The sequence below is a fragment of the Paraburkholderia sp. Cy-641 genome, from assembly GCF_011752945.1.
In the GTDB taxonomy this organism is placed as follows: Bacteria; Pseudomonadota; Gammaproteobacteria; order Burkholderiales; family Burkholderiaceae; genus Paraburkholderia.
Genome location: NZ_VWWM01000077.1, coordinates 1 through 23,951 on the forward strand (window position 1 = coordinate 1; position 23,951 = coordinate 23,951).

A 23,951-nucleotide genomic window follows, 5' to 3' on the forward strand; every position below is an offset into this window, starting at 1 on the left:
GCTTCGGCGTGAAGGAAGCCGAGCAGGTCGGCAACCTGATCGCCGACGTGCTGGATAACCCGGAAGATGCGGCAACGATCGAGCGCGTGCGTGGGCAGGTCGCCGAGTTGACCCAGCGTTTCCCGGTGTATCGCTAAGGTTTGGGCGAAACGAGAGGGGCGCGAGCGTGCTTTATACGCGCTCGCGCCCCCTCGTTTCCGGTCATGCCTGCATGGCTGTCAAGCGCTGCCTCAGGTAGTCTCAGGTAGTCCTTATGCAGCCGCCTTCAGACTGTCGTGCGGATCGATGACGAATTTCTTCGGCACCCCCGAGTCGAATTCGGCATAACCGGACGGCGCATCATCGAGCTTGATGACCGTGACGTTGACGACCTCGGCAATGTTCAGGCGGTCCCACAAGATTGCCCGCATCAGATTCCGGTTGTATTTCATGACCGGAGTCTGCCCCGTAAAGAACGAGTGCGATTTCGCCCAGCCCAAGCCCAATCTCACGGACAGACTGCCTTGCCGCGCAGCGGCATCGACGGCACCCGGGTCGTCGGTGACGTACAAACCTGGGATGCCTATGTTCCCCGCGACTCTCGTGACTTCCATCAGCGAATTGAGCACGGTGGCGGGCGCCTCGACCTGCGAACCCGCATGACCGTGGCCTCGTGCCTCGAAGCCGACGCAGTCGATCGCGCAATCCACCTCGGGCTCGCCGACCAGCCCGGCGATCTGGTCCGCCAATGAAGCGTCCTTCGAGAGGTCGACGGTTTCGAACCCGACGCGCCGTGCATGTGCGAGCCGCACCGGATTCACATCTCCGATAATCGTCACCGCCGCGCCGAGAAGACGCGCCGAAGCCGCCGCGGCCAGGCCCACCGGCCCCGCGCCCGCCACATACACACTGGCCCCCGGGCCCACGCCCGCGGTGACGGCGCCGTGATAGCCCGTGGGAAGAATGTCGGAGAGACAGGTGAGGTCGCGGATTTTCGCCATAGCCCGGTCGCGGTCGGGGAACTTCAACAGATTGAAGTCGGCGAACGGCACCATCACGAACTCGGCCTGGCCGCCAATCCAGCCGCCCATGTCGACATAGCCATAGGCCCCGCCGGCACGCGCGGGATTCACCGTGAGGCAGACACCGGTGTTCTGCGACTTGCACATCGGACAGCGGCCGCATGCCACATTGAACGGCACGGACACCAGATCGCCCTTCTGCAGGGTCACGACATCCGAGCCGACCTCGATCACCTCGCCGGTAATTTCATGGCCGAGGACGAGGCCGGCCGGTGCCGTTGTCCGTCCACGAACCATATGCTGGTCAGAGCCGCAGATATTGGTCGCGACGACACGCAGAATGACGCCATGATTGGCCTTGCGACCGGCCGGGTCGATCAATTCGGGGAATGCGATGTTCTGAACCTCGACTTTCCCCGGTCCGATATAAACAACTCCACGATTTCCTGACATAGTGCCTCCCAGTTGGGTGTGCCAAACCGTTCACGGTTTCGAAGCCGTACAACGTCAATGCGGGTGTCAGTCCAGGTGTCAAGGCGCGTTTGCGATCTCACAACTCGAGAACGAGGTCCGACGTGGGCCGGCTGCAACACAGCAGACGGAACCCTTTCTGAATCTCCCGTTCGCGAATGCCGCCGTTGTGTTTCATATCGACGGTGCCGTCGAGCAGTTTTGTCTTGCAGGTGCCGCAAAGCCCCTGACTACAGGACGATGGAATCATCACGCCGTTCTTCTTCGCCGCGGCCAATACCGTTTCGGACGCGTGCATCGTAAAAGATCTCGAAGAGCGGGACAGTCTCACGGTGAAAGTGTCCTGCTCGACAGAGCTTTCGGAAGGCACGGACTCGGGTGCGGGCTCAGATACAGGCTCAAATACCGGCGCAGATGCAGCCCCTTCGCTAATATCGAAGCTCTCCTGGTGATACCGCACCGGGTCGTGACCGCCCTCGCGCAGCATGTGCCGTACCGCACTCATATAGCCGGCAGGGCCGCAGGTGAAGACCTCGCGTTCCTTGAAGTCGGGCAGCCATTGCGCGAGTTGCGGCAAACTCAGTCGCCCCGTCGCGCCCGTCCAGTCCTGTTCTTCTCCGATGCCCTCGCAAACGAAGAAAAGACGAAGACGTGGCGATAGCGTCGCGAGCCGATGCAATTCCTCGCGAAAAACGATATCGGCAGGCGTCCTGGCGCTATGAACGAACGCGATATCGCGGTCGAGCCCGAGGTCGATACTCGCGCGAGTCATCGACATCAGCGGCGTCACACCGGAACCCGCGGACAGATACAACGATTTCGGCGCGGACGCTACCGTCGGCGTAAATACGCCGGACGGCCCGAACGCACGCAACTGGCCCCCCGGCCGCATGTTGTCGTGAAGCCAGTTGGACATGACACCGCCCGGCACCCGCTTGACGGTGATCGAAATCAGATACGGGCGCGTCGGGGGAGAAGAAAGGGTATAGCAGCGCTGCACCGCTTGTCCGTTCACGACGGCAGATACCGTCAGGAACTGGCCCGGCTCAAAACGCACGGGCAAACCGTCGCCGGTTTGAAACTCAAAGCTGTTCACGTCATGCGTTTCCCGCGTCACACGACAGCAATTGAGCACCTGCTCTTCGGAACTGCTCCACAATCTTGCGCCGGTCTCCCAGGTCTTTGCATCGACCAACCTGTCGGCCGTCTGGAACGCGGATACCATTTGCGTGGAATTCATCTCAGGACTGCCTTCCTGTTCGAATGCGCGAGACGGTCGGCCGCCTGTCGCGCGGCCGGCCACATTCACCGCCTCAGGCTTTGATCGCGTCGACCAGCTCCGGTACTACCTCGAACAGATCGCCCACGATCCCGTAATCGGCAACGCCGAAGATCGGCGCCTCCGGGTCCTTGTTGATCGCGACAATGATTTTCGAATCCTTCATGCCGGCCAGATGTTGAATCGCACCGGAGATGCCGACCGCGAAATAGGCTTGCGGCGCGACGATCTTGCCGGTCTGTCCGACCTGATAATCGTTGGGCACATACCCCGCATCGACTGCCGCACGCGATGCGCCAAGAGCCGCACCGAGTCGATCGGCCAGCGGCTCCAGCGTGCGCCTGTAGTTTTCACCGCTGCCAAGGCCGCGGCCACCGGAAACGATGATGTCGGCACTGGTCAGCTCGGGCCGGTCGAGCCGCGTCATGACCCGGCTCACGAACTGTGACGTGCCGGCGTCGGCCGCAACGTCAATCTTCTCGATCGAAGCATGGTTGCCTTCAGGCTCGACCGGCTCGAAAGCGGTGGCACGCACCGTGACGACCTTGATTGCATCGGTCGATTGCACCGTCGCTATCGCATTGCCCGCGTAGATGGGCCGCTCGAACGTATCGCCGGAAACGACGGCCGTGATCTCGCTGATCTGCGCGACATCGAGCTTTGCGGCGATACGTGGCGCGATATTCTTGCCGAATGCCGTAGCGGGCGCGAGTATGTGCGAGTACGTTTTCGCAATCGACATCACCGTCGCTTCGATGTTTTCCGCGAGTCCCGCTTGAAGCTGCGGTGCGTCCGCCACGAGTACCTTCGAAACGCCAGCGATTTTCGCGGCAGCGCCCGCGACCTCTGCCACGTTATAACCGGCAACGAGTACGTCGATATCGCCGCCGATAGCCTTCGCGGCGGCAATCGTATTGAGTGTCGCGGCCTTGATGCCGGCGCCGTCATGTTCGAGGACAACCAGATTTGTCATGATGCCGTTTCCCCTACAGAATTTTCGCTTCCGTTCTGAGTTTCTCGACCAGCGTCTTCACATCCGGCACCTTGATGCCGGCGGACCGCTGCGGCGCTTCCGCCACTTTCAGCGTCTTCAGGCGCGGACGCACATCGACCGACAGGTCTTCCGGTTTGATTGTTTGCAAAGGCTTCTTCTTCGCCTTCATGATATTCGGCAACGTCACGTAGCGCGGCTCGTTCAAACGCAGATCGGTCGTCACGACGGCGGGTAAAGTCAGCGACAGCGTTTCGGCGCCCCCGTCGATTTCGCGCGCGACCGTTGCCTTGCCGTCGGCCATGACGATCTTCGATGCGAATGTCGCCTGCGGCATGCCGGCCAATGCGGCAAGCATCTGGCCCGTTTGATTCGAATCGTCGTCAATAGCCTGCTTGCCGAGAATCACCAGTTGCGGCTGCTCCTGATCGACAAGTGCCTTCAGCAACTTCGCGACTGCGAGAGGCTGCAACTCGTCGCCGGATTCGATTAGGATCGCGCGATCGGCGCCGATCGCCAGCGCCGTGCGCAGCGTTTCCTGCGACTGGGCACTGCCGGCGGAAACGGCAACGACTTCCGTCGCCATTCCCGCTTCTTTCAGTCTGACCGCTTCTTCCACCGCGATCTCGTCGAATGGATTCATCGACATCTTCACATTCGCGATATCGACGCCGGTACCATCGGACTTCACGCGGACTTTCACGTTGTAGTCGACCACGCGTTTCACTGCGACAAGTACGATCATGAGAATGTCCCGTCAGGGTGTGCCTGATTGAAAATCAAGTCGAAGAGATAGCGATCAATCCAGTTTTGAGCGGATCGCCGCCAGTGCTGTTGCATAGTCGATAACACCGACGACCTCTTTCTCATGCATGACGGCGAGAGGTCGGGAGTCGCCGCCGAACGCGTCCAGCACCTGAGGCAGCCGCGCATCCAGATCGATGCTGCGATGTGACGAGACGTCATGTGGCAAGCCGCTCGTGAACTGCCGCATCATCGCGCCCGCCGTCAGAACTTGCAGGCGCCCGACGCCTTTTGCAAAATCCTTCACGTAGTCGTTGACCGGCATGTTGACCACGTCGAAAGGCGTGCCGATCTGAACGATCTTCCCGTCCTTCATAACGGCGACACGGTCACCGATACGAATCGCTTCATCGAGATCGTGCGTAATGAAAACCGCGGTCTTGCCGAGGCGGCGCGAGACTTCGACGAACTGCTCGGCGAGTTCGCGACGTACGATGGGGTCCAATGCGCTGAAAGGCTCGTCCATCAGCAGGATGTCCGGGTCGGTCGAGAGTGCCCGGGCAAGTCCGACACGTTGCTGCATGCCGCCCGACAACTGATCCGGATAGTGATGTTCCCAGCCCGACAGTCGAACCGCCGCGAGCGCGCTTCGAGCAGCATCCAGTTGTGCGGAGCGCGATAGTCCCCGGCCCTGAAGAACGAACAGCACGTTCTCCAGAACGGTGAAATGCGGCCAGAGCGCCATGTTCTGAAACACCATGCCAAAGCGCTTCGCGCGCAATTCCCGCAGCGGTTTGGCTTTCAGGTTGGCTGTCTGCTCGCCTTCGATCCAGATTTCCCCAGCGGTCGGATCGATCAGGCGGTTAATGTGGCGCAGCAAAGTCGATTTACCGCATCCGGACAAGCCCATGATGCACAGCGTTTCCCCCCGGCTGACCGTGAAGCTGACGCCAGCCACACCGACCACGCAGTCGAAGCGGCGCTTCACTTCGTCCTTGTCGATACCCTCGCGTTTTATCGACGCCAGCGCTTCTTTTGCACGGCGCCCATACAATTTCCAGATGTCGCGGCACTCGATAACGGTTTCTCCCTGCTGCGTAACAGCAGATGGCGTGGACCGTATAACAGGTTTCGCATTCGCATGGACGGGCCGGAGAATGGACGGTTCTGGCATCATGGGCTCTCGCATAAAACGCTGATATAAAACGCCGATCAGCGAACAGGTCTTGGGCTTCGAATCTCAGGCATGCGCCGCCGCAATCGATTGCTGAATCCACGAATCGAACAGCTTCTGGTTTTGCGCAATCCAATGCTTCGCATGCCCGCGAATATCCTCGATCTTGTTCTGGCCTTGTTGCATGAGAAGATTCTCGGCACTAATGTCGGCTGCCGGAATCGTCACCAGCTCGAACCACTTCTTCGCGGCGGGATTCTTCTGAACGAATTCCCGATTCGCGAGCACCTTCATTTCGTAGATCGGGAATCCGGTATCCCGGCCGTCCGGCAGGCGGCTATTATTGTTTCCATTGGCGGGGTCGGGCGACGGCACGCTGAGCCAAACCACGTCGCGTCCGGGCTGCAACACGCTGCTGACCCACATCGGCACCCATGTGTAGTACAGAACCGGCTCTCCCGCCTTGTAGCGCGTCATGACGTCGGCCATCAGGGCATCGTAGTTTCCAAACGTGGGAGAGACGGTCGCGCCCAGTCCGTAGTATTCGATGTGATGCTGGATAACGCGCGCCGCGCCCCAGCCCGGATTGCCGGCCACCAGCGTTGCCTTGCCGTCGGCGCCAGTGGCGTTGAAGAGCCTGGCCAGTTTCGGGTCCTTCAGTTGACCGAGGTTGTTGATCTGGTATTTATCGGCCGTCTTCCTGTCGATGCAATAGCCGAATACGCAGTTCGTCACCGTTCTACCGATGCGCACGCACGAGGTGTCACCGCCGACTTTCTGGTAATAGGACTCATAGAGCGGCGTCCACTCCTGCGCGCAGAAATCGGCATCGCCCTGCGCGACGGCGACGTGAAAGATCGCCGGGTCCGCCGGCGCGTAGTCTTTCACGGTGTATCCGAGCTGTTGCAGCCCCATCTCGACAATCACGCTCTGGAATCGCGCCGTCGGCGTGGTAAGGCCTGTTGGCCTGACCGTCACGCCGGTCCCCGGCAACTCGGCGGCGAACAGCTTTTGCCCACCCCATGACGAGGCGGTGAGGATTGCACCTTGAATCAGGAACTGTCGACGACCTTTCGAGTGATTCATGTTTGCTCCCGATTGAGTGCTTAAAGCCGGTTCAGTTGAGAAGTAAGCCGCCCGATATACCAACTACAAAACTTTTCGACCTGCCATTCCGATGGTGCATACGGTCCCGGTTCGTAGGCCGGATTGACCGCGCCTTGCTGCGTCAAGCCGACATAAAACTTGTCCTGCTCGTTCGTCGCCTTCCAGACATGAAGCAGATTCTCGAGGTCATAGTCGCACCCCTCGACCGCGTCTTGATGAACGAGCCAGGTCGTACGCACCAGGGTCTTGCCCTCGTCGATCGGAAGAACCGAAAAGTGAATCGAATGATCCGCCTGCAGGTGATGCCACGAATTGGGTTGAAGATGAAACTGGAGCCGGCCCAGCCGGGCCTCGGTAAAGTCGGCCAGCAGGCGGCGCGAGGCCGCCTTGCCGTCCATCGTCATCGATTCCCCTGGCCCCGTCAGCGGAACCCGCTGAATGCGAAAGGCGGTGGATCGATCGTCGAGATGTTCGACCGGTTCGTACGGCAGCCCGTGCCGGGTCCAGATCTCACGCAATGCGGCGAGCGCGGCGTCGTGTTCGCGAACGGCCTCGCGCCGGCTCGGATTTTCGTCGTCTTCGGTATATCCGAACACGCCGAACGTGGACTGCAATAGTTCGGGATGCCCGAGGCAGTGGTAGCACTCGCGATTGTTCTCCATCGTGAGCTTCCAGTTGCCCTCTTCCACGATATCGAGTTGATAAGCCACCTTGCAGTCGCGCAATCGGTGCGGCTCGACATAGGCACCGACCTCGCGTACGAGATCGTCGAAATCGCCGGGCGGCTCGTCGGCCATGCAGACGAAAATCAGACCGCCCAGACTGCGTATGTGTACGGGCTTGAGGCGAAAACATTCCTTGTCGACATCGCCATGCAGTTCCGCATGGAGAAGATCGCCCGTGGGCGAGTATGTCCACTGGTGATACGGACACACAATGTTCGCGAAGGCGCCCTGCTGCTCGTGCAGGATGCGCGCGCCGCGATGCCGGCATACGTTATGGAAAGCCGTGAGTTCGAGTTCATCCCCTCGGCTTATTACGACCGAATAGGGTCCGAAATCGGCGAGGAAGTAATCGCCGGGTTCGGGAATGGCGGCCTCGACGCCGACAAAAATCCAGTGCCGCCCGAAGATCAGTTGCATGTCCAGGTCGAACACGTCCTGACTCAAATAGAACGGAGCGTCGAGACTGTAGCCTGTGCGGCGTGCTTTGACGAGTTGCGTCAAGTAGTCGGCCTTCTCTTTGAAACGCGGATCATGATTTCGAGTCGACACCTGGGATACTCCTATTGATGGTTCGCGTTTTCGCGGTATTACCGCGAATGCTGGCGATGCGTTGCGGTGCTCAGGTCTGCGCATCGCGCTCGACCAATGATGCCGGCCGCGAATCTCGTGGTTGCGGTACATCCCGATTCCCGCGATGGAAACGCCGGACAATGCGGTTCAACATACCGAGCGGTCCTCTGTCGCACCAACGCTGCATTCCGTGGTCGCGCAACGACATGCCGAGGCCCTGCGAGATGCGGTCGATCGTGATCGCAAGGAGCACGATACCGACACCGCCCGTCGTCGCCGTCGCGACGTCGAGCTGACCGATGCCGCGCAAGACCATCTGCCCGAGCCCGGCGACGGAGATCATTGCCGCCACGACCGCCATCGACAATGCGAGCATCACGGTCTGGTTCACGCCGGCCATGATGGTTGGCCGCGCCAGCGGCAGGCGCACGCGAAAGAGAATCTTGAGCGGGGAGCAACCAAACGCATGTCCGGCCTCGAGCACGTCGGGTCTCACCTGGCGGATGCCGAGGCTCGTCAGCCGGATGATCGGCGAAATCGCGTAGATCACGGTCACCAGTACCCCCGAAACATTGCCGATGCCGAACAGCATCACGACAGGAACCAGATAGACGAACGACGGAATGCTCTGCATGAAGTCGAGCAACACGCGCAGGCAGGCATTGAATCGCGCGCTGAGTCCGGCCACGACACCGACGGGAATGCCGATCATGGCGCAGAGCACGATCGCGGTGAAGACAATGGAAAGCGTATCCATCGCATCGGCCCATGCGCCTATCGCCCCCAAAGCGAAGAGGCAGACGCCGATCACGATTCCTGCCCGTCCGCCGGCGACTTGCCAGCCGACCAGCATCAGCGCACCGATCAGGACGAACGGATGCACGGAACTCAGCTGGTGCTGGATCATGTCGAGCAGAAACTGCACCGGATAACGAATCTCCTGAAATACGGAGCGGAAATTCAACACGAGCCAGGTCACCAGCGCATCCGCCCACTGTCCTAACGGAAGTCTGATGTGCTGAAACGGTCGTGCAATGACGTCGAGCATCGAGACACCTCTTCGATAAAACGTACAGGTGGGTTGCGAGCGCTTGCGCCGCGATCAAAGCGCTCCACACAGTCGCGCAGCGTCGAGGATGGCTGCGTGAATATTCCGGCTTGCGACGGCATCGCCGATCCGGTGCAATTGAAACTTGCCGGCGCCCGTGCCGTTCGGCTGTTGCTTGCCCGCCAGCAGTTCATTCAGGCTGGTCACGCCATCATTCGACGAGTGCTCGCGCAACTCGTGGTAGAGCGAGTCGAATGGCAGCGTTCCGTGTTCGATGATAAATTGCTCGGCCTCGATAACCTGCACATCGCCGGTATAGATATTGAAAAACGATCCTGCGAGACGGCCGCCTGCGTTGGACACTTCGGTCAGCTCGACGTCGAAGACCGGGCTAATGGCATGCTCGTAGAAGCGCTTCTTCCAGATCACCCGCTCGGCATAGGGCAACTCCTGCGCGAGAAAGCCGTCGGAAGAGAAAAAGCGCACCTTGCTTCCGGCGAGCGCGGCCATCTCGGCGACCTGTGCAGCGGGATTGCGCCCTGTTCCGTCATAGATGACGACGTCGGACTTCAACTGAACGTTACCGCTCAGGACGTCCCACACGGAAGTGCAACGATCCGCGCCCGGAATCCACTCCATATCCGGCGTGCCGCCCGTCGCGATGACGACAACATCGGGATCCTCACGAAGTACATCCTCGTCGTCTGCATAGGTATCGAGACGCACGGAGACTTCGAGCCGTTCGAGTTCCTGCGCGCGCCAGTCGACAATGCCGATGAGGTCGCGCCGCCAACCGCTGCGCGAGGCCAGCAATATCTGTCCGCCCAGCTTCGGACCGGCTTCGAAAAGCACGACGCGGTGCCCCCGCGACGCGCTCACGCGCGCCGCTTCCAATCCCGCCGGCCCGCCACCGATAACCACGACTTTTTTCCCCGCTTGCGCAGACCGCTCGATTTGATGAGGCAGCGTCGCTTCTCGCCCGCTCGACGGATTATGAATGCAGGCAGGCCGCAGCGGCGACTGGCACTGCGTCGCGCCAACGCACGGTCGGATCGAGTGCTCGGCGCCCGCTTCCAGCTTGCGCACGATATAAGGATCGGCAATGTGCGCGCGCGTCATGGCTACCATATCGAGCAGGCCGTCCCGAATGGCATGGCGCGCCGTGGCGATGTCGGAAATACGCGCGGCATGGAATACCGGCACGCCGATTTCGCGCTTGAAACTGCCCACTCGTTCGAGCCACGGCGCAATCGGCGAGGCCATGCCCGGCATGTTATGCGTGGTTAGCGCGACGTCGGTGTCCATCCGGCCATAAATGGCGTTGACGAAATCGAGCAGGCCGTCCCGCTCCAGCAGATGTATAGCCGCGAGCGATTCGTCGAACGTCAGCCAGCCGTCGGTCCCTTCGTCCACCGTGTGGCGAATGCCGACGAGAAAATCATCGCCGACGCGGCGGCGAACTTCTTCCAGCACCATGCGTGCGAAGCGGCAGCGATTTTCGAGGGAGCCGCCGAAGGAATCGGTCCTTCGATTGGTCGAGGGCGACATGAATTGACCGATCAGATGGCTGGCGGCCATGACCTCGATGCCGTCGATGCCGCCTTCCTTGCAACGCCATGCCGCATCGCCGAAGTCTTTGACGACGCGATCGATATCGTGCCGATCCATCTCCTTGGGAAAGTTTCGATGTAGCGGCTCGCGCAACGGAGAAGGGCCAATGGTCGGCAGCCAGTTCGATGCCCAGAATTCGCCGCGCCGCCCGAGATGGGTGATCTGGCACATCAAGCGCGTGTCGTGCTGATGAATACGCGCCGAGAAAGACTGCAGGTGCGCCACGATGGCGTCGCTGCCGACATTCAACTGGCGAAAGACGTTCGGTGAATCCGGCGAGACATTGGACGAGCCGCCAAACATCGTCAGCGCCAGTCCGCCTTTGGCTTTCTCTTCGTGATACCGCTGATAACGCTCGACGGGCATGCCGTCGCTTTCCAGACCGCACGCGTGGCTCGTGCTCATGATCCGATTCCGGAACGTCACGCCCTTGATCGCAAACGGCTTCAGAAGCGGATCGTTGGACAGGCCAATCGAATTGACAGTAGCGACTTGCAAGGTAACTCTCCTCTCGGATTGGCCCTGAAGCAGGCGTTTTTCGTATACTGGATATGCAAAATTTCCGTGTCAATCAGGATTGTTGGCGTGGTTTACCCGCAATAAGCGGTCATATTTTGTCTTTTTTTAGCCTTATTACCTTTAATAGTCGATTTTGAGACATCAAAACCGTATCCCGTATACGCCACTGACTCGCATCGACTACAATTCTTGAAACGCAGCGATCAACGGCCCCGGATGACGGCCCAGAGAAGGGAGACTGAACGTGGAACATCAAGCGCACGCGCAAGATGACATGGAAGAGTTACTTGAGGAAAAGAGCTTCGCGCCGGTTGAACCGTTGACGCGCATCACGCTCGCCGCCAGCGTGGTCGATCGCATCCGCGAACGGATTCTCTCGGAAGCGATACCGGCTGGCGCCGTGCTGCGGCAAGACGTGATAGCCAATGAAATGGGGGTGAGCCGCATTCCCGTTCGTGAAGCGCTGCGCCACCTCGCCGCCGAAGGGCTTGTGACGCTGCTTCCTCATCATCGGGCATGCGTTTCCGAACTATCGTCCGATGATCTGCGCGACTTGCTCGACTTGCGGCTGTGGATCGAACCGAACCTGATACGGCTGGCAATCGAGCAGTGCAGCGATGCGCAGATACGCAAAATCGGCGCCATCCTGGACGAGTTCCCTTCCATTCCCGATTCAGACATGAGCGGGCTTGCCAACCTGAACTGCCGCTTCCACGTCGCTTTGTGCGAGCCGTCAGGCCGCAAACGCGCGGTCGCGACCGTCGAGCTTCTTTTAAAAAACAGCAGCCGCTATCGCTCGAAGATCGTCTCGGCGGGTGGCCGCGAAAAGGCGCACCAGGATCATCGCGAGATACTCGATATGTACTGGCGACGCGACTCGATCGGCGGCGCGTCGCTGGCGCGAAATCATATTCTGGACTGGTACAAACATTTCCAGTGAAAGGACTCGTGAATCGATGAGCGAGTTGCTCCGCTCAATACGGAGTACTTGCACACGCCGTTCAAGTGGCCTATGCACCGACCGATGCGATTGCCAGATGCATCGGTTGCTCCGGCCGCAGGGTCAGGTTGATTACGGGCCGTGGCGGCGCCGCGCCTTGCGGGACCGATAACGCGAAACGCTGCAGCAACATGGCGGCGATCACCGTCATCTCGCTCATTGCCAGATGCTGCCCCAGGCACACACGCGGCCCCACCCCAAACGGAATATATGCGCCGCGCGGCACTTCCGGCGCGTCGGACGCGAAACGCGCGGGCTGAAACGCTTGAGGATCAGGAAACCAGCGCGGGTCGTGATGCATCAGATGCACGGGGATCATGAACAGCGTTCGCGCAGGGAATGTCCAGTTGCCCAGTTGCACCGCACGCGTGGCACGACGGCTGATGAGCAGCGGCGCGACCGGATAAAGCCTCAGCGTCTCCTTGATCGTTTGCGTCAGATAACCAAGCGCCGGCAGCGTTTCAGCCGTGGGAGCGCGGCCTTGCAATACGCGCTGAACTTCATCGCGCGCGGCGCATTGCGATGCCGGATTCGCGGCCATGCACCATACCCACCACACCAGTGTCGCGGCCGTGGTCTCGTGCCCGGCGAGAAAAATAGTCATGCACTCGTCGCGCACGTTTTGCAGCGACAACGCGGCCCCATCGTCGCCGGATTGCAGGAGACGAGTGAGCAGATCGTCCGGCCACGCATCACGAGGTAAATTCAGACGGCTTTGCAAATGCCGCTCGATCAGCGCCTTCAGACTCTTTAGCGCCTGCCGTTTCCTGCGCTTCCAGGGCATCCAGTCCGGCATGCTTGCCGGCCAGTAGAACTCCGCGTTGGCCGCCGCGCTCGTCACGCGTATGGCCTGCTCGGCCACGCGCACGTCCTCGCCGATGCTGCTCGAGAAGACCATCTGGAGAATCACCTCCATGGTCAGCATCGTGAGCGCGGTTTCTATTGGCCAGTTGGCGTCTTCTCCTGGCCATGTCGAGAATGCCTGCGTCGCGGCCTCGACGATCGTCGGCGAAAAACCTTGTACGGCTTTGGGAGAAAAACTGGGTACCAGCGCATGACGGCGGCTACGCCAGGCCTCTCCCTCGGAAGTCAGCACGCTATGCCCGTGTACCTGCGAAAAGACGCGAATGCCGCGCTCCCAGCGAACCAGCGCATCGTGATGGGACACGAGCAACTCGCGCGCGAGTTGCGGATCGGCCACGACCACATCATGTTCTCGCCAGAGGCGCAGATGCACGATGTCGCCATACTGCTTTTGCCACGTGGCCAAGGCACGCGGCAAATCGCGCGACATGGTGGCCAGCAGACGCAAACCCGTGAGACCGGCCGGTGGACCCGGCGGCCATGCTCCGGGTGAGCCGCCAGTGGACGTCACGGGCGACGGGTTCCGATGCAACGGGCATTGACGCGGAGATGGCGAGTTCATGATGTCGGGAGAGTTAGATAAGCATGGATTCGAACAATACAGTGGCTGTCCGAATCATGGACCTGTCGCCGCGCCAATGCTTGAACGCAAACGACATCGACAGTCTAATTCAGCTTACCTATACTGCGCGGCTATGAACGCAATGCCCTTGCCTATCCTTTCGACGTGTCCCGATCCGCGGGCACGAGCGCCATGGGTTTCGCAGGGCAACCGGCGTCCGCACACGCGCCTTCACCTCGCGCCGCCGGGTCTGCAAGGCGCGGTTATCGCCGTTCTCTGCCGCGACACGCGCGGCTTTGCCTTGAACGACGCGCAACGTCTGACGCATTTCCCCGCCACGCCTACGGTGAACCTGACGTGGTTCCAGGACGTCGAAGCGGGACGTATCGAGCAGACGGATAGCGGCCTTATCTGGCGTCCGTTCAATTCGGCGCTCGTGCTTTCGGGCAGCCATTCATATCCTTCCACGTGCTGGGCGCAAACGAGCGGCCGCGCCGGAATGATCTGCTTCGAGGCGCACGCCGCACAGGCGCTCTTCGACATCGAGCTGTCCGCGATCCAGGACGTGATCGTTGACGCAAAGGCGTTGCTCGGAGACGAGTGGCACGCGCTTTTCGATGAACTGCTGGCTTCGGACAGCGACGAGGCAGCACTTGCCGCACTCCAGCATCACCTCACGACGAGATGGCGCGTCGTCAACCGCGCCAGCCCGATTCTGCCGTCGCTGCGCGAAGCGGGTCGTTACTGGGTCAAGCGGCTTGCCTGGCAAGCTCATGAATGGCGGCGCTCTCATAGCCCACGTCACGTGGAGCGGCGTATCAAGGCGTATAGCGGGCGCTCGTTGCGCGAGTGGCAAGCGCTCGTCAAAACGGAAAGCGTGTTCTTCAATGCGCGTGCGCAATCCGAAGCCGGCCACGCACTGGATTGGGCGGCGATCGCGCACGACGAGGGCTTTGCCGACCAGGCTCATCTCAGCCGCGCCGTAAAACGCAGCACGGGTTTTTCTCCCAGCGAATTCGCCCGGCGATTCAAAGAGGACGAATCGTTCTGGGTGTACCGGTTGTGGGTGTGATCGATGGCGGATAAGTCAGGCGCGCCTTCAAGGCACCAAGCCCTGAGGCTCGTGAAGAATCCATTTTGCAAATGCCTGTAGCAGCACTTCACTCAACGCTATCGGTTAAGGAAGAACCCGGTAGAAATCACGGTGTCGGCTATCAGTCCGGCACCGCTTCGTATCGCGCAACGTCGTTGATGAGCGGCCCGCCCTGCACATAACACCCGCAGGCCCGAACCCACTCAGGATCCCCTCGCAGACCAGATTGAAATCGGTTTCAATTTTTCGATGAATCACTTTTTATCATTTTTCCTTCATTTTTTATCGTAAATACAGACGTTTAGGTATATTCCCTAGTTCGTGACAATTTGGCGCTGAACCTCTTGATCACAAGTTATGAGACCGGTTACATTAACCGCAACGCCACATCTGCACAGGGAGAGACAATGTCCCCGGACATCACTCAGAATCGACAAGCTACGAAGCGCTGGTATCAAGAAATCACCAGCGCGCAGTGGCGTGTACTCGTCGCTGCGTGGGGAGACGGGGTCAACGACGCGCTCGACTTTCCCGCCATCACGTTCGTCCTGAAAGACGTCGCGAACACGTTCAATGTCGCCCTCTCCACAGCCTCCCTTCTGCTGCCGCGACCTATGGCGTGCGCTGGATAGGTGGGCTCACGTGCGGCGGCCTGAGCGACAGGATCGGCCGCAAGATCCCGCTGCTAATTACGCTTGCCTGGTTCACCGCCGGTGCGGCAGCCACCAGTCTGTCGTGGAATTTCGTCTCGCTCGCGGTATTTCGCCTGTGGCTCGGCTTCGGCATGACGCCCGGGTTCTCGCCAGGTAGCGCACAACGTAATGAGCTCTCTCAAGGTGACCGAGTGATGCCTGAACACACTGATGCTTCAACAACAGAGGCAATGGCCACGTTGTCCGAGTATCTGGAAATCGCTCTGGACGGAGATGGCAGTCTTTTTATGGTCCGAGAGCAGTTCGGCACCTTCGCCCTGTATGTCGGCAAAGCTGGCGTCGCGACCGGGACTTTGGTGGCATGCGGTTCGATATCAGGCGCCTTGGGCGAGGCGATTTTAGCGGCGACACAGTCGGGCGCCAACGTCCTGAATGGCCATGGCGTAACGTACAGATTCTTGCGGAGTTTCACGAAGCTGGGAAGTCGAGGCGCGGTCGTGTTGTCAACTTTTTAGGCATTGAGAGAGGTGGTTGCCGTCGGGGTCTCACAGCGGTTGTGGTGCAAATTCGGTGGGCGGGTGAGAAGCCGGCCGTCTCCCGGATATCTTGCTCTATCAGATTGTTCAGGTATTTCGAGGACCGCAATTTCGTTCGTCGGGGCAGTGACTCGTCGGTCTTCATTTCGCGGACGACTCGATGCGATGCCGCGCAGCCGTCCAGGGCAATCGTCGCAGGAGCACGCCCTTGAGTTTTGATCGCCTTCACAAAGAACACCTTGGCGGCAGCCACATCGCGCCTGGTACGGAGGCGGAAATCGATCGTCTTTCCCGCTCGGTCAACTGCGCGCTAAAGATAGGTCCATTTGCCACGGACCCTGACACGGGTTTCGTCAACGCGCCACGACTGACCGGCCGCTACGGCGAACCGATTCCAGCGTTTGACGAACTCCGGCGTGTAGCGCTTCACCCAGCGCATGATCGTCGTGCGGACCAGGGAAAGACCGCGTTCCGCCATCATTTCCGCGAGATCTCGAAAGCTCAGCTTGTAGCGCAAGTACTACCGCACGCAAAGGATGATCACTTCGCGGTCGAAATGACGTCAATTGAACAACCCGTCGATGTCTTTCAGCTTGCTCATCGGCTCGTGATCATCAAAAGGTTGAGGGTAACAGATCAGCGCATCGGAATTGCACCACAGACGCGGCGAGAAGCAAGCCAATACTTTCAAAAGGAGGAGATGTGATGCCTAAAAGGATGATCGCAATATTTGCGTGTGCGATGGCAGTTCAGGCTGCTTCGGGCGCTACCATGGTAAAGATTGACAATGGCGCGTTGCGTGGCGAAACAAATCAGGGAGTATCCGTTTTCAAAGGGATACCCTATGCTGCACCTCCGGTTGGCGAACTGAGGTGGCATTCGCCACGCCCGCCTGCGTCATGGCAGGGGGTGCGTGATGCAACGAAATTTGCGTCTAGTTGCGCGCAACCGCAGCGGAAGCCGTCAGATGCCATTCCCTGGACGGCGGAGTATCTATCTGACCCGCCATTTAGCGAGGACTGCCTTTATCTGAATGTCTGGACACCGAAGTTGAACGCGCGGGCTAATCTGCCTGTGGTGGTTTGGATCCATGGAGGTGGATTTGCTCAAGGATCGGGCGAAGTCCCTCTTTATCGCGGGGATCAATTGGCCCGTCAAGGCGTGGTTGTCGTCTCGATAAACTATCGCTTAGGACTGTTCGGGTTCCTCGCACATCCTTCTCTTGATGCAGAGAACGATGGCGCGGGCGTTTTTGGATTGATGGATCAGGTCGCAGCACTTCGATGGGTGAAGTCCAACATTACGCGTTTTGGCGGCGATCCATCTCGGGTTACCGCCCAGGGCCAGTCAGCGGGTGCGATCTCCGTGCATCATCTCCTGGCGGCACCGTCTGCGGAGGGTCTCTTTTCAGGAGCTATCGCCGAGAGCAACTCGTGGTCGGACACTGAGTTGGTTCCGAAAGCGAATGCCGATGACTTGGGCTTGAAGCTTGCAGAATTGGCTAATGCTGCCGATGTAAAAGCACTGCGAGAGGTGCCGACCGACAAGTTGGTGGCCTTGCAAACCGACCCTCGATTGGGGAAGGGCGCACGTTTTCAACCTGCAGACGCAGGAGGTATCCCTTTTCGGGAAAAACTTGAGCGTTCTAATGTACCCGTTCTGTTAGGTTCCAATCAAGATGAAGCAAGCGCATTTAGTCCCGCCTGGATGATAGAAACTAAAGAAGCTTATCAGCGATTTCTCGACGAGCGCTATCAATCTCAGGCCAGTCAATTTTCTTTGCTCTATCCTGTCGGCAATGATGCGGATGCATCCGCGAAGGTTCGCGAATTGCTTGCAGATTCGTCAACTGCAGCCGTAGTTGCGTGGTCGGAAGGCCGGTCCGAGCATGCTGCACCCGCTTACGGCTACCGATTCGTCCACCCTGAACCCGGACCGCGAGCAGCGCGATTTGGTACATTCCATAGTAGCGAAATTCCTTACGTGTTCGCCACCCTGGACGTTGGAAACCGCCCGTTTACCGACAAGGATCGAACGATCTCGCATGTGATGCAGGCATATTGGGTTAACTTCATCAAAACCGGCAACCCAAACGGTGCGGGCCTGTTGCGCTGGCCACAACTCAACACCGGGAACTTCATGTTGTTTGGCGATCGCCAAACCGTCACCCCGCTGCTGGAACAAGCGCACCGGCAGGCGTTTCGCGCATGGTTGAGGAACGGAGGATCGATCGGGCTCTTCTGAATCCCCCTGGATCCGGCGCGCGCTTACGGACGCGCGCCTCTCCATATCCAACGAAAAGTAATCCCCCCTGCTTACCGCGGACGAATTGAAGCCGTCGCTCACAGCTGCGATGCTTCACCGACCGATAAGCCGTTTGTGACGGGGGAGTGCCCCCTTGCATGCTGAGCGGCGTGGGCGCGGAAATCGCGGACCGCCTGGGCGGCGAAGAGGATTCGGCGACGTGAAACCGGTGGGTCGGCGCGCTGGTTGGAATGCCGTTCTCGTTAGAGCGCGTTAGGCACTTCGGGCATGTTGCAATCGACCTGCGAGAGTGTGCCTCGCGCCGGTTACGACGGCTATAAACGCAAACGCGGCAGCAAAGTCCGCATCGCGGTAGATACATTGGGCCAGTTGCTTGCGGTGCCTAACACGCTCTAACGACACGTTATTTCACGCAAGCGACTTTCGCCGACTGACTTCGCCATGCTCGTCAAGCCACAGTCGCTTTCGATAACGGCCGTGAAATTGATGATCTGCCTCAACCCTTCGCTCACGACTAACGCCGTCGCTGCTCCATTGATCCTCATCACGCCATGCCGCGCGGCCCGAGCGCCTTGGCCGGCTCGCAACAATACAGGTCTCGCCTAAGCTTCGCACAGCAAGACCAGCGCCAGAATTCCGCCCTCTCCCGCCCGCCACCGGGCAACCTCTGCAAACCGCCATCGCCGCATCAACGCTACGGCAACGAAAACATCACAACACATATCCGCCGAACCTGGGGTAAACGACTTGGGGTAAACGCCGCGTGAAAACCGGAGTAGATGAGGCCAATTGCTACTTGCATCCTGTTTTTGACCCACCTATATTGCAATACACCCATTAACTATTACTATGTAATAACAAATGAGCGAAGATATCCTGTTGTCCAATCACGGCCGCGTCGCGGTCATTACGCTGAATCGTCCCGACAAGCTGAACGCGTGGACCACGCCGATGCGCAACGCGATCATCGAAGCACTCGAGCGCTTCGACGACGACGACAACGTCGCCGCGATCATCATGACGGGCGCCGGCGATCGCGCGTTCTCGGCGGGGCAGGATCTGTCGGAAGCGCACGATTTCGACGGCGCGCGCGCGGTCGAATGGGTCAAGGAGTGGCAGCGCTATTACGCCGTGCTGCGCGGGCTGAAAAAGCCGCTGGTGATGGCGCTCAACGGCACGGCCGCCGGTTCCGCATTCCAGGTCGCACTGCTGGGCGACATCCGCGTCGGCCATCCGGGTGTGCGGATGGGGCAGCCGGAAATCAACGCGGGAATCGCCAGCACGACGGGCCCCTGGATCATGAACGCGATGCTCGGCATGTCGCGCACCATCGAGCTGACGCTCACGGGCCGTCTGATGGATGCGGAAGAGTGCCGGCACATCGGCCTCATTCATCACCTCGTCGCGCAGGACAAAGTATTCGAAAAGGCGCTGGAGATCGCCACCGAACTCGCCGCCAAACCGCCGGTCGCGATGCGCCTCGACAAGCAGCGCTTCCGCGAAATGACCGAGCCGGGCTTCCAGGACTGCATCGAAGCGGGCATTCGCATTCAGCGCGAGGCTTACGACTCGGGCGAACCCGCCCGCATGATGGAAGAGTTCTTCCGCAAGCGCGCGAAGTAAAGCCATCCGGCGCGGCAGGCAAGCCGCGCTCGCCACCCACATCACCCAGTACCCAACCGACCCAGCCAGCGAACGGGAGACCTTAGCCATGACGCAGAACTTCAACGAAAAACGGCGCCGGATGTTGCAAGGAGCCGGCGCACTCGCGCTCGCCGGCACGCTGCCCGCGCTGGTGCGCGCCGACGACAAACAGATTGTCGTGTCCGATCCGGGCGGCCCGTACACCACGGCTTACCGCCAGGCGTTCTACGATCCGTTCGAAAAGGCGACGGGCATCAAGGTCGTGAGCGTGGCGCGCGAATCGCAGCCGGTCGCGCAATTCGAAGCGATGGTGAAGACGAACAACTACGTGTGGGACGTGACCACGCTGACGCTGTCCGCCGATATTCCGTACCTCGAAGCAAAAGGTCTGATGGAACCGATCGGCCTGAAGGCCTCGGACTTCCCCGACGTCATGCCCGAGGCGATTACGCCTGACTGGCTCGGCGTCGACGTGTATTCGACCGTGCTCGCGTATCGCGCCGACAAGTTCAAGGACAACGGCCCGAAATCCTGGGCCGACTTCTGGGACGTGAAGAAATTTCCCGGCCGCCGCTGCCTGCGCCGCAGTCCGCTCGACACGCTCGAACAGGCGCTGCTCGCCGACGGCGTGCCGCTCGACAAGCTCTATCCGCTCGACGTCGATCGCGCGTTCAAAAGTCTCGACAGGATCAAGCCGCATATCGCGATCTGGTGGACCTCGGGCGCGCAATCGATGCAGGCGATCCAGAGCGGCGACGTCGACATGATCTCGCTATGGAATGGCCGCGCACAATCCGCGAAGGACGCCGGCGCGCCGGTGACGATCGTCTGGAATCAGGGCCTCTATTCGATCGAGGGCTGGGGCATTCCGAAAGGCACGCCGCACGCGGAAATGGCCAAGCAGTTCGTGCGTTTCTGCGCGGATGCAAAACGCCAGGCCGTGCTCACGCAAACGCTCGCGTACGGTCCGACCAATCGTAAGTCATTCGAATCGATTCCCGCGCAGCGCGCCCCGCTCCTGCCGACCGCGCCCGACAACATCAAGACGATGAAGCTGCCTAGCCCGCAATGGTGGCAGGCCAATCGCCAGAAAGTCACCGAGCGCTTCAACTCGTGGATCATTTCCTGACGCATTAAATGACGCACTAAACGCGAGGCATTGGCATGAGCGCAAAACTGGAAGCGATCGGGCTCGCGAAGCGTTACGGCGAAACCGTCGCGCTGGAGCCGACCGATCTCACCGTGCAAACGGGCGAGTTTCTGACGCTGCTGGGGCCGTCGGGCTCCGGCAAGACGACGCTCCTGCAGATGATCTCGGGGCTCGTCGCGCCGAGCGCGGGCCGCATCGAGATCGACGGGCGCGATGTCACGCGCGTCGAGCCAGGCAAGCGCGGCATCGGCATGGTGTTCCAGAGCTATGCGCTGTTTCCGCACATGAGCGTATGGGACAACGTCGCGTACGGCCTGCGCATGCGTAGCAAGTCGCGCGACGCAGTGCGCGAGGCCGTCGACGGTGCGCTCGCGATGGTACGCATGAGCGAGTTCGGCAAACGCTTTCCGAAGGAGCTCTCCGGCGGGCAACAGCAACGCATCGCGCTCGCCCGCTGCTTCGCCTACCGGCCCTCGGTGATTCTGCTCGACGAGCCGCTCGGCGCGCTCGACAAGAAATTGCGCGAGCATATGCAGGCCGAGATCCGTCGTCTGCACAAGGAGTTGGGCGCAACCTTCGTCTATGTCACGCACGACCAGGACGAAGCACTCACGCTCTCGGATCGCATCTGCCTGATGAACAACGCGAAGATCGAACAGATCGGTACGCCCGCGGACCTGTACGACCGGCCCTCGACGCGCTTCGCAGCCGGCTTCATCGGTCATTCGAACCTGCTGGAAGGCGCGCTCGCGCATGACACCGGGGCCAGCGGCGAGCCGATCCTGCTGGCGGCCGGCGCACGCATTCCGTTACCGCGCACGACGCAGGTCGCGGCCGCGGCGCGGCACACGCTGCTGCTGCGTCCCGAGGCACTGGAGCTGGTCGAACCGAGCCGCGGCTTCGTCGATGGCCGCATCGACGACGTGGTGTTCTTCGGCAGCGATACGCATGTGCAACTGTCGCTGCCCGACGGCAGCGAACTGACCGCGCGCTGCGCACGTACGCTGAGCCCGCGCGTGGGCGACACGGTCGGGCTCACGTGGGACCCCTATCGCACGACGCTACTGCACGCCTGATATAGGCCTGATATACGGTCGAGACCTCTTCGCCGCCAAGGACTTTTCATGACTCTCGCTCTACGCGCGAACCGTCCAGCCGACGCTTCGGGCCGCCGCGGCGCATGGCTCGCGGCATCGCTGCGCATTCTGCCGGCGGTGCCGACGCTGCTGTTCCTGCTGGTGTTTTTCATCGTGCCGGCGGGCGAGATCCTGCAAGGCGGGCTCGTGTCGAGCGACGGCTCGATCGGCTTCGCCCAGTTCGAGCGCATCGCGCGCACACCGGTCTACGCGAAAGTGTTGTGGATCACGTTCGCGATCTCGTTTCTCACCGCCGCGTTTTCGATCGTGCTCGGCTATCCGGTCGCGTATCTGCTGAGCCGCGTGTCGAATCGCGTGCGCGAGCGCTGGCTGCTGTGGATCATGCTGCCGTTCTGGACCAGCTATCTCGTCAAGACCTACGCATGGATGCTGCTGCTATCGAAGACGGGCGTGCTCTCGACTCTTGCGCTCGCACTCGGTCTGGTCCGCGAGACCAACGGCACGATTCCGTCGCTGACCGGCGTGCTGATCGGCATGGTGCATTCGATGCTGCCGCTCGCCGTGATGACGATGCTGCCGGTCATGCGCGGCATCGACGATCGTCTCGCACAGGCCGCCGAAACGCTTGGCGCGGAACGCAGCACGAGCTTTTTCACGGTGTTTCTGCCGCTGTCGTCTCCAGGCATCGCGGCGGCGGGACTGCTGGTGTTCATTTCCAGCCTTGGCTTTTTTATCGTGCCCACGTTGCTCGGTTCGCCGCGCGAAACGATGATCGCGCAACTGGTGATCTCTTCGGTACTCGAACTGTTCGACATGCACTTCGCGGGCGCGCTGTCGACAGTACTGCTGATCTGCTCGATCGCGATCTTCCTCGTCTATGACCGGGTGGTTGGCCTGACCTCGCTGACCGGCGAAGTCAGCGAGAAACAACGCGGCTCGCGCGCGCAGGGCCTGCGGCTCGCGGTGCTGATGTCGGCGGGCCGGCTCTTTGCGCCGCTCGTGCGGCGCCGCGGCGGATTGCAGCCGCCCACCGACGGCGTGCGCGTGTTCAGCCCGCTCGGCCTCTTCACGATGGCGATCCTGATCGTGCTGGTGGTGCCGGTACTCTCCGTGATGCCGTATGCGTTCACGAAGAGCGACTTCATTGCGTTTCCGCCAAAGCTTTTCAGCCTGCGCTGGTTCGGCTCGTTCCTCGGTTCGCCCGTGTGGCAAAGCGCGACGATCCGCTCGTTCGAAGTCGGCTTCGGCACGGCGGTACTCTCGCTCGCGCTTGGTTTCGGCGCGACGCTTGCGATGACGCGCCTGCCGCAACGCGCGACCAAGCCGCTCTTCGCGCTGCTCGTCGCACCGCTGATCGTGCCGCGCATCGTGGTCGCGGTCGGGCTGCTGTATCTGCTGAGCCGCTTCGGCCTGACGGGCACTAATACCGGCCTCATCATCGGTCATACGGTGCTGGCGATTCCCTACGTAGTGGTCACGCTCGCCGCCGGCTTCCAGCGTTTCGACTGGCGGCTCGACGATGCCGCGCGCGTGATGGGCGCCTCGCCATTGCAACGCATTCGCACCGTGCTGCTGCCGCTGCTGATGGCGAGCGTCACGGCGGCGTTTCTGTTCGCCTTCCTCGTGTCGTTCGACGACCTGACCATCGCGATCTTCGTGAGCGGCGGCATCAATACCACGCTGCCCAAGCAGATGTGGGACGACATTCAACTGGCGATCACGCCGACGCTCGCGGCGGTCTCGACCACACTGGTCGTGCTGATCGCGCTGGTGATCGCGGTGTCTTCATGGTTCAAGCGCCGCGCGCGCTGACAGATTCACGCTGACACGTTTATTTCCCGCTGCTT

Annotated in this window: 19 protein-coding genes and 3 pseudogenes; 11 read left to right on the forward strand and 11 right to left on the reverse strand. The window is 60.5% G+C overall.

Annotated elements, in window-relative coordinates:
* A pseudogene (gene glyA, locus F3J20_RS28785) lies at window positions 1–137 on the forward strand (serine hydroxymethyltransferase); the annotation flags it as partial.
* Between the two features lie 114 nt (window positions 138–251).
* Here the strand turns inward: glyA and fdhA are convergent.
* From fdhA to F3J20_RS28830, 9 genes are all read right to left on the reverse strand, one after another.
* Window positions 252–1,454, reverse strand: coding sequence for a formaldehyde dehydrogenase, glutathione-independent (gene fdhA, locus F3J20_RS28790; RefSeq protein ID WP_167048208.1), 1,203 nt, complete (start codon window positions 1,452–1,454; stop codon window positions 252–254).
* A gap of 97 nt (window positions 1,455–1,551) precedes the next feature.
* Window positions 1,552–2,712: a hybrid-cluster NAD(P)-dependent oxidoreductase gene (locus F3J20_RS28795; protein WP_167285547.1), complete on the reverse strand. Its 1,161-nt coding sequence runs from the start codon at window positions 2,710–2,712 to the stop codon at window positions 1,552–1,554.
* Between the two features lie 73 nt (window positions 2,713–2,785).
* Window positions 2,786–3,724, reverse strand: a complete 939-nt coding sequence (locus F3J20_RS28800; RefSeq protein WP_167048201.1) for an FAD-binding protein — start codon at window positions 3,722–3,724, stop codon at window positions 2,786–2,788.
* A 13-nt stretch (window positions 3,725–3,737) separates the two neighbouring features.
* Window positions 3,738–4,487: an electron transfer flavoprotein subunit beta/FixA family protein gene (locus F3J20_RS28805; protein WP_167048198.1), complete on the reverse strand. Its 750-nt coding sequence runs from the start codon at window positions 4,485–4,487 to the stop codon at window positions 3,738–3,740.
* 54 nt (window positions 4,488–4,541) lie between these two features.
* A complete protein-coding gene (locus F3J20_RS28810) occupies window positions 4,542–5,663 on the reverse strand; it encodes a betaine/proline/choline family ABC transporter ATP-binding protein (protein WP_205193247.1) in 1,122 nt (373 codons plus the stop codon).
* Between the two features lie 63 nt (window positions 5,664–5,726).
* On the reverse strand, window positions 5,727–6,809 hold the full coding sequence (gene proX, locus F3J20_RS28815; protein ID WP_167048195.1) for a glycine betaine/L-proline ABC transporter substrate-binding protein ProX: 1,083 nt from the start codon (window positions 6,807–6,809) through the stop codon (window positions 5,727–5,729).
* The gene (locus F3J20_RS28820) at window positions 6,767–8,173 is read right to left on the reverse strand and encodes an aromatic ring-hydroxylating dioxygenase subunit alpha (protein ID WP_240162944.1); all 1,407 of its coding nucleotides are present in this window, start codon (window positions 8,171–8,173) and stop codon (window positions 6,767–6,769) included. Before F3J20_RS28820 ends, proX begins: the two co-directional genes overlap by 43 nt.
* A complete protein-coding gene (locus tag F3J20_RS28825) occupies window positions 8,112–9,110 on the reverse strand; it encodes an ABC transporter permease subunit (protein ID WP_167048189.1) in 999 nt (332 codons plus the stop codon). Before F3J20_RS28825 ends, F3J20_RS28820 begins: the two co-directional genes overlap by 62 nt.
* Window positions 9,111–9,164: 54 nt before the next feature.
* Window positions 9,165–11,219 carry an FAD-dependent oxidoreductase gene (locus F3J20_RS28830; RefSeq protein WP_275691494.1) on the reverse strand — a complete coding sequence of 685 codons (2,055 nt, stop codon included), beginning with the start codon at window positions 11,217–11,219 and terminating at the stop codon, window positions 9,165–9,167.
* A 265-nt stretch (window positions 11,220–11,484) separates the two neighbouring features.
* Here F3J20_RS28830 and F3J20_RS28835 point away from each other — a divergent pair, with 265 nt between their 5' ends.
* Window positions 11,485–12,180 (forward strand): GntR family transcriptional regulator, encoded by a 696-nt coding sequence (locus F3J20_RS28835; RefSeq protein WP_167048186.1) that lies wholly within the window; start codon window positions 11,485–11,487, stop codon window positions 12,178–12,180.
* A gap of 70 nt (window positions 12,181–12,250) precedes the next feature.
* Here the strand turns inward: F3J20_RS28835 and F3J20_RS28840 are convergent, their stop codons facing one another.
* Window positions 12,251–13,615, reverse strand: a complete 1,365-nt coding sequence (locus F3J20_RS28840) for a cytochrome P450 (protein WP_345889942.1) — start codon at window positions 13,613–13,615, stop codon at window positions 12,251–12,253.
* Window positions 13,616–13,799: 184 nt separating this feature from the next.
* Here F3J20_RS28840 and F3J20_RS28845 point away from each other — a divergent pair, with 184 nt between their 5' ends.
* The 3 genes from F3J20_RS28845 (at window position 13,800) to F3J20_RS32310 (ending at window position 15,927) form a co-directional block, all read left to right on the forward strand.
* Window positions 13,800–14,738, forward strand: a complete 939-nt coding sequence (locus tag F3J20_RS28845) for a helix-turn-helix domain-containing protein (RefSeq protein ID WP_167048180.1) — start codon at window positions 13,800–13,802, stop codon at window positions 14,736–14,738.
* 428 nt (window positions 14,739–15,166) lie between these two features.
* Window positions 15,167–15,391, forward strand: coding sequence for a hypothetical protein (locus F3J20_RS32305; protein ID WP_240162946.1), 225 nt, complete (start codon window positions 15,167–15,169; stop codon window positions 15,389–15,391).
* Window positions 15,379–15,927, forward strand: coding sequence for a hypothetical protein (locus tag F3J20_RS32310; protein ID WP_345889943.1), 549 nt, complete (start codon window positions 15,379–15,381; stop codon window positions 15,925–15,927). The genes F3J20_RS32305 and F3J20_RS32310 overlap by 13 nt, the downstream gene beginning before the upstream one ends.
* An 82-nt stretch (window positions 15,928–16,009) precedes the next feature.
* Here F3J20_RS32310 and F3J20_RS28860 read toward each other — a convergent pair.
* Window positions 16,010–16,492, reverse strand: a pseudogene (locus F3J20_RS28860) (IS6 family transposase); the annotation flags it as partial.
* Between the two features lie 161 nt (window positions 16,493–16,653).
* Here F3J20_RS28860 and F3J20_RS28865 point away from each other — a divergent pair.
* The 6 genes and pseudogenes from F3J20_RS28865 to F3J20_RS28890 all read left to right on the forward strand — a co-directional run bounded on the left by F3J20_RS28865 (window position 16,654) and on the right by F3J20_RS28890 (window position 23,916).
* The gene (locus F3J20_RS28865) at window positions 16,654–18,192 is read left to right on the forward strand and encodes a carboxylesterase family protein (RefSeq protein WP_167285549.1); all 1,539 of its coding nucleotides are present in this window, start codon (window positions 16,654–16,656) and stop codon (window positions 18,190–18,192) included.
* A 291-nt stretch (window positions 18,193–18,483) separates the two neighbouring features.
* A pseudogene (locus F3J20_RS32315) lies at window positions 18,484–18,594 on the forward strand (IS5/IS1182 family transposase); the annotation flags it as partial.
* Between the two features lie 480 nt (window positions 18,595–19,074).
* Window positions 19,075–19,836: an enoyl-CoA hydratase/isomerase family protein gene (locus tag F3J20_RS28875; RefSeq protein ID WP_167285550.1), complete on the forward strand. Its 762-nt coding sequence runs from the start codon at window positions 19,075–19,077 to the stop codon at window positions 19,834–19,836.
* An 88-nt stretch (window positions 19,837–19,924) separates the two neighbouring features.
* The gene (locus tag F3J20_RS28880) at window positions 19,925–20,986 is read left to right on the forward strand and encodes an ABC transporter substrate-binding protein (RefSeq protein ID WP_167285551.1); all 1,062 of its coding nucleotides are present in this window, start codon (window positions 19,925–19,927) and stop codon (window positions 20,984–20,986) included.
* A gap of 35 nt (window positions 20,987–21,021) precedes the next feature.
* On the forward strand, window positions 21,022–22,083 hold the full coding sequence (locus tag F3J20_RS28885; protein ID WP_167048168.1) for an ABC transporter ATP-binding protein: 1,062 nt from the start codon (window positions 21,022–21,024) through the stop codon (window positions 22,081–22,083).
* Window positions 22,084–22,131: 48 nt separating this feature from the next.
* On the forward strand, window positions 22,132–23,916 hold the full coding sequence (locus F3J20_RS28890; RefSeq protein WP_167285552.1) for an ABC transporter permease subunit: 1,785 nt from the start codon (window positions 22,132–22,134) through the stop codon (window positions 23,914–23,916).
* The last annotated feature ends 35 nt before the right edge of the window (window positions 23,917–23,951 follow it).